This window comes from Parasphingorhabdus sp. JC815, from assembly GCF_040717415.1.
In the GTDB taxonomy this organism is placed as follows: domain Bacteria; phylum Pseudomonadota; class Alphaproteobacteria; order Sphingomonadales; family Sphingomonadaceae; genus Parasphingorhabdus.
Genome location: NZ_JBFEFM010000002.1, coordinates 506201 through 515645 on the forward strand (window position 1 = coordinate 506201; position 9445 = coordinate 515645).

Genomic DNA, 9445 nt, shown 5'->3' on the forward strand with positions numbered 1-9445 from the left:
CGCTACTTTCTAGATAACAATATCTGACTAGAACAATATGGCAGTGAGCTTCGTAGTGCAAACTACACATATTGAAGGGTTACTAATCAGTGCATTTCTTCACCGCCTGAAATATTCATAGACTCTCCAGTAATGTAACGCGCTTGCCCCGAGCATAAAAATGTACAGGCATTGGCGGTGTCATCAACTTCTCCAACTCTTCCAAGCGGTATGCGCGCTCGCATTGCGGCAAGATATTCGTCCACGCTTTGTCCGCGCATTTTAGCCATATAATCGTTTTGCCATGATCCTAAACCAGTCGTCACATGGTTCGGGCACAACGCGTTGACTGTGATTTGATCACCGCCATACTCAATCGCTGCAGAACGGGTTAAACCAATAAGACCATGTTTAGATGCAATATATGAAGAGGTTAGCGCAGATCCTGATTTGGAACCTCGACTTCCGATAGAGACGACACGTCCTCGGCCCCATTCATCCTGAATTTCCTGCGTTAGCATCTGCCTGATGGCATATTTCATCGAAAAAAATGCTCCACGCAAGTTAACGTTAAGAACAGTGTCCCACATTTCCTGCGTAGCATCAACAAGAGGGCCAAAAAGGTAGCCGACACCTGCATTGTTAACGAGGATGTCGAGTTTACCATAAGTTTCGACAGCATGCTCGATAAGCGCCTCGACCTGTTGCTCGTCGCGCATATCTGCTTCAAAGCTCGTAACATCAGGATTTATTGCTCGGACCCCGTTGACAACTTCAGCAATTTCTTCTGATGCGTCGACATCGTGGGTGGGACTTTTGTTCCCACCAGCATCGCCTAAGTCGTGTATGACCAGTTTGGCTCCATTAGCAGCCAGCTTTTTAGCAATCGCTTCTCCCAGCCCATTGCGTCGGCCAGCACCAGTCACAACAGCGACTTTCCCTTCTAGGTCTGAATACATGTGTTATTTCCTTATTTCAAATTTCCATCGCGAGCTTATATCCCTCACTAGTCGCACTTAAAGGAATACGCGGGGCTTTAGCATCGCCAATGCAGTGCACTGTAACACCAGCTTCCCGGAGAGGGCCGGCAAGAGACGTATTTGGAAGCCGTGCGGTGGCGTAAGTAAAAAGAGCGACATCCTTAACAACACTTTGCTCGCCGCTATAAATATTTTCATACGCTATTTCCGCATCCTCGAGCTGCGAACTCTTTAGAGGGCGTACCGAGGTTATAATATCCACACCCTTACGATATAATCGATGATAGACCCCTTGTCGCACTACGATTGATTCATCACTCGCTAACCTTTCACGCGGCGTCATAATCGCAACTTTATCAAAGCGCTGAGTCAACATCTCAGCCGCATCGTATACGAATGCAGTACAATCTTCGTCATAAATAACCGCTGTGCCTCGATTGCGCGCTTTGTGGTCACGAAAAAAAGCTGCGCACTCTCGCAAATCAGTGATGCCGCCATCTTCAACCCACTCTGGTGGCAGACCGGATGGCCAAGAGGGCGTAGATCCTGTCGCCAGAATTGCTATGTCGGGCTCAAACTCAAGCACTTCTTCAAGCGACGCTTTGAAACCAAAGCACATTTCTGCACCATATTTAATCGCCGCGAGATGTTGGTAGTCAAAAATGCTACTAATTCCTTCACCGCCCGGTAAGTCGGCATGGAGCCGTGCTTTACCGCCTGGCTCAGGTGAGGTTCCAAATATTCGGACAGTATGTCCGCGAGCGGCAGCCACCCAACAAGCTTCCATCCCGGCAATACCCGCCCCGATCACAGCAACCCGTTTTGGTTCCAGCGCAAGATCAGGAGTCCAATCTGCTTCATCGGACGTGCCAACGCGCGGGTTGTTATCGCATAGAAGACCGCGACCCGTCGTAATCATATGCCAACATGTATTGCACGATACGCAATAGCGGATATCCGCCTCACGCCCCTGTTGTGTTTTGAGCGGCCAGGCAGCATCTGCGATTAAAGGTCGTGAAAGCATGACTAAATCAGCAAGCCCATCGCGGATGATCCGTTCGCCTTCATTAGGATCAGTGATAAGGCCCAACGCACCGAGTGGCACGTCAGGCGCAGCTGCCCGACCCAGTTGGTGGATCTTCTCAACATAGGGGGTCCGTGGACCGTGATTGTCAGGAAGGTGTTTGTAGAGAGATGTCGAGTGGCTGCCCCAGCAATAAGTGAGATAATCCATGTCACCATCACGGCGTAACAAAGCAGTGATTGCTTCGGCTTCCTCGAGCCCAATTCCACCTTCGGTAAAATCCTCTGCTGGCAGTTTCGCACCGATCAAAAAGTCACGGCCGCAACGTGCGCGCACACCTTGCATTAGCAGAACCAGAAGCCGCGTCCTGCCTTTGAGGTCTCCGCCGAACTCGTCTTTACGGGGATTGGAATGCGCAGAGAGGAATTGATGGAAGAGGTGACCATGTCCGGCTGAGATTTCGACGCCAGCGAAGCCAGCATCCGCAAGCCTGCCGGACGAGTCAACGAATTCATCAATCATCCGGTGCACATCATCAGTTTCCAGGACAATTGGTACTGTCCCACTTAGGTCGTCAGGAAGCGCAGAGACTCCCCGCGCTTCAAGATTGCGGTATCCTGCACGAAAACCGCGTCCATTATCCTGTATCTGACCGAGCATCAGACTACCTTCGCGTGTAACGGCTTCAGCCCAACGTGGTAATAAATCGTCATTAATCCCCGAAAGGACGTGCGGACGCGTAGGCAGGACCTGCGAACTTAGCATCGCCATCGGTTCGCTCACAAGCATAGCAGCGCCACCCTTTGCACGACTGGCGTAATAGCTAATTAATCGCTCAGTTATTCGGCCCTGGTCCGCATAGTGTGTTGATGAAGAAGCGTGGACGATTCTGTTGCGCAGTCTTCGCGCCCCAACATTCAATGGCGAGAACAAATTAGGATAATCTGTCATGTTCAATCGGGCTTGTGAATCCGCATCACCCGCCTAATGAAAGCTTGGCTCCAAGCCGCACGCTCCTCATCTGCAGATGCATCTGGCTTATAATCTTCAATTTGGCTTCGGGTAATGACACCTTTCTCATCCAGCAACCTTTCAACAGTGTCCACTCGTTCGCGCAGCGCGTTCATCTCTGCCATCATCTCAAGAAAGAAAGTCATCATTTGGTCGATTGCTGGGTCATCATAAAAGCGCGACCGCGCTCCTTTGCTGGAACGCGGCAACTTGACACTTGGTTTCGAATTTTCGTCCGCTTTGTACCCCATGAAATTTACGTCCTTTAAAATCAGGATTAAACGACACCATCGCCGCGATTTCTCCAACACAAGAAATCGGAATTTCTTGCACAGTAGCTTTATTTTTCAGCCCCTCTCCGTTTTTAATGAAGGGACAAAAAATGAACCATTCAGGAAGAATCTTCCACAGAATGACTGCTGGCAATGAAAAAGTGATTTAATAACGGGAGCTTAGAATATTTACGTGGTAGACCTATTAGCCCCGCACCGGTGATACAGGTGCGCCTTCAAGATTTATTATCATTTAGCCCGTACAAATACTTTCAGCAGCTCTCATTCCTTTGCCTCCATTGACGGAACAGACACCAGTCAAATTACTCTCAAAATTAATTGTTATAGCAATATATCAAATTAATTAATTTTCAAATGTTTTTTGCCGATGATATGAAAAATGTTTGAATGTCATTCCATCGCATATGCTCATATGTAAGGCCCACTCGGATTAGTAACTTGTGCGATGTAGGGCATCACAACTGAACACCACTCATCTGGCCGGTCGAGCACCATACCAGGGCCACCTGGCAACTCTGAATAAGACCAATCAGGTCTAGCTTCAATGATCTGAGTACCCCAAGGGAAAAGTGGGTCCGTACGGCTCGCAATTACAAGCGTGGGACAAGTGATGCGACGGACCTCCCCTCGGAAATCATATCGAGGGATAACATTGTGCCCGTGCTCTTTCCAAGGGCCATGAAGGAAGTAAGTGATTACGGATATATGGACGGTTTCGTCACTCCACTCGGGATCTCCTTTCTCACGAACCCAGGCCCATCGATCAGTAATATGACTGCCATCGGCAGCGATAATTTGATTATCAAAGAATTTCCCGATGCGAGCGGCACGCTCAGCCTTAGTGTAAAAGGGCGCATTGTCTAAGATAAGTGCCTTTGACAATTCTGGGTATTCGGCGGCAAATCGACCAGCCACAAGCCCGCCACTGCGATGACCTAGAATTATCGCGGGGCCCAAATCAATTGCCTTTATCAGTTTCGCCACATTTTCGGCATAACATTCAATACTTGGATTCTTTGGCGGGTCTGACATGCCATGCGCCGGCAGGTCAATCGCAATAGCATGATATCCTGCCCTTGCGATGAGGGGTAGTACATGACGGAACTGCAGCGAAGACCATGGCGCCTGATGAACTAGCAATACTGGAGCGCCCTTGCCGCAACATCTATAGTGGAGTTGGCCCTCAGCCCCCTCAACATAGCCTCGGCGCTCTCCAGGCAAAGCAGTCATGATAGGAAGTGACATCTAGGCTATCTCACGCTTGTGTAGAGATAGGAAGCGGGATGAGAGATTCTCCCAGAAGCCTACCGAAAGTCATAGCGGGTGTTACCATCATCCCGCCACAAGCAGATTTTCCCATAGTCTGGCTTGATCCAAGAATCTCGCCTGCGGCGTAAAGATTTCCAACCGGAGAACCATCAGAACGTATCACACGCAGGTTGTTATCGACCGCCAACCCAATAGCACTTGAGATAGCGCTCGCCTGCATGCGGATAGCATGAAACGGTGCCTTGCAGATTGGGAGCGGCTTATGACTACGACCAAAAAAGTCGTTCCCAGTCGATACACCGTAGTTATAGCAAGATACGCTAGCGATTAATCCTGCCGCTTCAATTCCCGCTTTAAGTGCCAGGCCCTCAATCGTATCGCTAGAAATAAACGCCGGACTACCTTTATCAAAAGCATTCCTCATCTGATCATGTGTCCAACCGCTAATTATCGGTGGCGCAGTACGGAGGATGCGACTGTCCAGAACTATCCAGTAACGATAGTCTTCTTGATGATAAAGAGCCATTTCCCGCGCGTCGACGCTCTCAACATCTTCTCGGACAAATCGATTTCCCGACTTGTTAACGTAGATTTCCCATGGCTGTCGACGTTCTGGGAAATGTTCTACTCGCGCGAGCGCGCGGGCTGGAAATACATCTGTATCAAAAAGCGTGCCGAAATTAACAAAAACATTCTTATGTCCCCTAGCATAGCCACCCACGGCCTCACCCAACCGGAGCCCGTCGCCACGGGATAAGGGCCAGGGTGAAGCGTTATATTGCGGATAGCCGTTAAGCTCTTCGAACATCTCGGGATTACCTGCATAGCCCCCACATGTAAGAGCCACCTTCTTACCATAGTAGATTTTCTCGACTCCGTCGGAAGCTTTTGCAGCAACGCCAATAACGTTTCCACCGTCTTCCAGCAATCGCGTGACACGGTGACCGAGCCGAAGGGTGATCTTTCCCTTACCCTCAAGCTCTTCGACGATGGGAACTAAAATATTCTTAATGCTGACACCCCCATCAGCGCCCCAATAATATCGTTCTTGTCGATAGGGCTCATGACCTAATCCTTTCACAGGATGCTCCGGTAGAGGCTCAAAGCCTTCTTGCATAAGCCAATCAAAAGTGTCAGCGGCATGATCGACTGCAAGCCGGACGATTTCCGGATTGGCTGTACCTCGGCTAATACGCATCACATCTTCAAAATGCAGATCGGACGTGTCTTTTATACCTCGCTTTTGCTGGACAGTTGTTCCAGCAGCACTCATTTGGCCGGTTGCGACCCAAAGCGATCCACCAAGTTCATTCGCGCTATCCAAAAGTAGTACGTTTGCGCCGCGCCGCGCTGCAAAGATTGCAGCAGGAAGACCAGCAGACCCACCACCAACAACGACCAGATCCCAAGTTCCTTGGCCCTGCTGGTCACCTTTGCGTTTACGATACTCTAGATTATCGGAATTAGATTTATCATTAATCATTGCATTTCTTTTCGAAAAAACAAGAAGCAATTGTCGTTGGTGTCGTCGGTAAGAATCCTTCGGGAAGCCCAACCATCAGCCCTGATTAAGGCACCACCATATTCGCAGAAATCTTATATGGTCACGAAGTCACTGCTCTGGGTACTAGCGCAGCAACCTCAGTCACTCGATTGTTGCTCTCAGCCGTTAAACTAGCCATTTCCCTGACAAGTTGGCGATAATGTTTGAAGCCAAAAATCATCACAACAAGTGTCGGCAAGCCGACGCAGATAACAAAACCACACAAAACAATTCCCAGTGACGCGGGATCTCCTGACCAGTCCGTCGCTGCGCCAATCAATGGGGGGCCGAGCAATGGGCCTACCACAGTGATTACCGTATTAAAAATAGCAACAGAACGACTACGAATTTCACCCGGAGTAATCATTTGAAGCGCCGCCGGGCCACCAGCGGTCGCCGCAGATTTCCCAATAAAAGCGAAAAACATTCCCACGATAGCTAGCTCGGCTGTTGGCATTACGGGATATAATGCACTCATAGGAACTGTAATACAGAGGCCAAGAATCAGCGTGTATATGCCACCAAGATCGCTATCTTTCCCGAACCGTTTACTTGTCCATAATGCTATAGCAGTCCCTATCGGGCCTGCTGTGAAGTAGAATATGCCGGTGACAGCGCCGGTTGTAAGAACGTCCCAGCCCCAAACACGCGAGAACAACGGTACATTCCAAAATGCTAATGTAGCCATGGCAAAATTACACGTCGAACCAATAAAAAGGACAGAGTACCCTTTCCAGCGGTCAAGCATATAACGAATAGCGCTTATCTTCGATTGATCCTCTACACTGACACTAATCGTGTCCGTCTTCGGTGGCTCTTTCACTGTCAGCATCAGTAGTGCAAAAAGTATTCCTGGGGCACCAACGACTAGGAACATCATCTGCCAAGGGGCGAAGCTATGACCAAAAAGATCAACATGCCCTATCTCTTCCAACATTGAGAACATTATACCGCCCACAAGGAAAGCGAGGCCAGCACCAAGATACGGACCCGCCATATAAAGACTAATCGCGCGGGCACGATCATCCCTTTTGAAGTAATCGCTTATGATAGAAACCGAGCAGGGGCTAACCACCGCTTCGCCTAAACCGAGTCCAAGCCTGAAAATTAAAAGTGGAATAAACGACATGGCAAATCCGGTCATTGTCGTCATCATGCACCAGATCACTATACCCGCAATCAGTAGCCATTTGCGGTTCCATCGGTCGGCAAGCAGACCCAACGGTATACTGACAGCGACATGGAATATTGAGAAAGCTGGACCGAGCAGCAAACCGATCTGGAAATCACTGAGCCCCATAGACTCTTTGATCGGGTCAACTACTAGTGAAAGGATAAAACGATCAAAATAAGATAAAATGAAAACAAAAAGGAGGAGCGTAACGACATACCAGCGATACCAGACACTGTCTTTGTTAATTTTCACACGGTATTCCTAACTTAAGGGCGCATCAGCGCGTTTCATTTGTATATGAGAATTGGGTCAGTTCGGGAGACTGCTACCAAAAACATACCATGCACCTTTTCCGTGACGCGGGCGACCAGGCTCGTCCCAGTCAAAGGCTTTAGTGCGATCAGGATATGTGCCAGCATCCGGCAGTAAGTGCGCAAAACTTCGATCTAGTTCAAAGCCTGCTTCTAGAAGCAAATCAAATGGGTCTTGTGCCCGAAAATCAGTGTAATTCGGTTCATTATTATGCTCAGTGTCCCAATTCCAGAAAAAATCCTCCCACGGATCGACCAAGCTTGTCGCAGGCAGCTCCTGATGAACCATAATACCTCCCGGACGCAAAAGCCGCCTACATTCTTTCAACACTTTCCGCGTTGCCTCAACAGTAATCTCGTGGAAGAAAAAACTCGACACAATCAGATCGAAATGCTGATCAGGAAATTTGAGAGATTCTGCATTTTGCTGAGAGAGATGGAGAGCTATATCTTCATGCTCTGCTACAGCATGACCATATCGCAACAGCGGGGCAGCGATATCCACACCATGTGCCTCAACACTTGGGAACACCCGCACATAAGGCATTAAATTTTTACCTGAAGATGTCCCGATATCAAGCATTCGCTCTGGATTAAAATCCGGACGCTCATGCTTGAGCCAGCGGCTTATTACTTGTGCTACACCGCCCCAACTTCTATGACTCATTGTGGCAGAGAATACACGAGCGCCAAGAGCGACAACCGCTCCCTGAGCCACATCGTCCTCGACCCATTCCTTGTGGAAACAGCCCGGCGTCAAATGGACATCAAGATCAGACACATAAGAGGGAATAGAAAGCTCCGGGTCGAGCCTTAAAGTCCCCCCCGCCGGATTGCGCTCAATCGCAGACTTGGCGACTTCGATCATGTCGTGCAGTGCGCGCTCAATCGGCTGCTGTACTGATTGAAAACACATTTCCTGCGCATTGTAACGAAGGGTGCTATAAAGCCTGTACGAAGCCTCCCCTTTCATCACACTCTCAATAGCATCTGCATCTTCAATGGTCGCTCCGCTTTCCATGAGCGCTGGCGCGACACGTTCGCTAAAATCCTTGCTGACCATTTCGGACATATCCTGGATGGCGAAACTGCGAAGTGCGCTACAGAAACGTTGTCTTCCTCGCTCTTCAACGGTTGGCTTAGGCAAAGCCTCAATATCCGGAATAGCCGAATTTTTGTGCTCGGAAGATGCGTCTTTATTACTCACCGTGATCTCTCCTCTTAAGCGCAATCATCCGCAGTTATATGCTTGCCGGTCTCGCGTTGCCATTATTGCAATATGCAACTACGAGAAGTCAATAGTCTTATATCTAGTACAAATCAGTTTGCAAGAGTTTGAACCATGATGAGATATATCGAGCAATAATGGTTTTGGTAGCGGGCCCTGTTGGCCTTCCTATTGCCTTGCTTATACAATAACCAAGAAACCCCTTACGCTTTATGAGGCAGGGCAAGCATTATCTCATGATTTTTGCGTGGACCTTTCATTCTCCAACTTTGGATATGTTAAATCAATGGGTAGCCGCGTGTTTTCTCGCCTTTCTTTCCAATGAAAGGTGCTTAATGTCTATCCGGACGCAATGTTCAGGCACCTGTTTGTTATAATTTTTCATGTTCATTATACGAATGCTTTCTCGGTGCGGGGGTTGACGACTTTCATTGCTGTTCCTTCCATGTATCGAGGATTTCATCACCGCGCGCAAAAGCAATATCAGCGCGACCAGCAAAATCAGCGATCAGTTTCTCAAAAGCCGCAATCCGGTAAGGCAGCCCCATGATATAAGGCGTGATATGCATCGGCAGCATCCGGCCACCATGCGTTTTGGCTTCGCCCAATAGCCAGTCTGCGGCGTCATGCATT

At 48.9% G+C, this 9445-nt stretch carries 7 protein-coding genes and 1 pseudogene; all 8 read right to left on the reverse strand.

Translation table 11 applies throughout. The features are described from left to right. Positions 1 to 86: 86 nt before the first annotated feature. Positions 87 to 938 carry an SDR family oxidoreductase gene (locus tag AB1K62_RS08115; protein ID WP_367002774.1) on the reverse strand — a complete coding sequence of 284 codons (852 nt, stop codon included), beginning with the start codon at positions 936 to 938 and terminating at the stop codon, positions 87 to 89. Between the two features lie 16 nt (positions 939 to 954). Further along, the gene (locus AB1K62_RS08120) at positions 955 to 2934 is read right to left on the reverse strand and encodes an FAD-dependent oxidoreductase (RefSeq protein ID WP_367002776.1); all 1980 of its coding nucleotides are present in this window, start codon (positions 2932 to 2934) and stop codon (positions 955 to 957) included. 2 nt (positions 2935 to 2936) lie between these two features. After that, entirely contained in the window at positions 2937 to 3245 is a 309-nt protein-coding gene (locus tag AB1K62_RS08125; protein WP_367002777.1) for a hypothetical protein, read from the reverse strand. Between the two features lie 450 nt (positions 3246 to 3695). After that, positions 3696 to 4532, reverse strand: a complete 837-nt coding sequence (locus tag AB1K62_RS08130; protein WP_367002779.1) for an alpha/beta hydrolase — start codon at positions 4530 to 4532, stop codon at positions 3696 to 3698. A 10-nt stretch (positions 4533 to 4542) separates the two neighbouring features. After that, the gene (locus tag AB1K62_RS08135) at positions 4543 to 6039 is read right to left on the reverse strand and encodes an FAD-dependent oxidoreductase (RefSeq protein ID WP_367002780.1); all 1497 of its coding nucleotides are present in this window, start codon (positions 6037 to 6039) and stop codon (positions 4543 to 4545) included. 121 nt (positions 6040 to 6160) lie between these two features. Continuing rightward, the gene (locus tag AB1K62_RS08140; protein ID WP_367002782.1) at positions 6161 to 7525 is read right to left on the reverse strand and encodes an MFS transporter; all 1365 of its coding nucleotides are present in this window, start codon (positions 7523 to 7525) and stop codon (positions 6161 to 6163) included. A 57-nt stretch (positions 7526 to 7582) separates the two neighbouring features. After that, positions 7583 to 8791 (reverse strand): class I SAM-dependent methyltransferase, encoded by a 1209-nt coding sequence (locus tag AB1K62_RS08145; RefSeq protein WP_367002783.1) that lies wholly within the window; start codon positions 8789 to 8791, stop codon positions 7583 to 7585. Between the two features lie 449 nt (positions 8792 to 9240). Next, positions 9241 to 9445, reverse strand: a pseudogene (locus AB1K62_RS08150) (polysaccharide deacetylase); the annotation flags it as partial.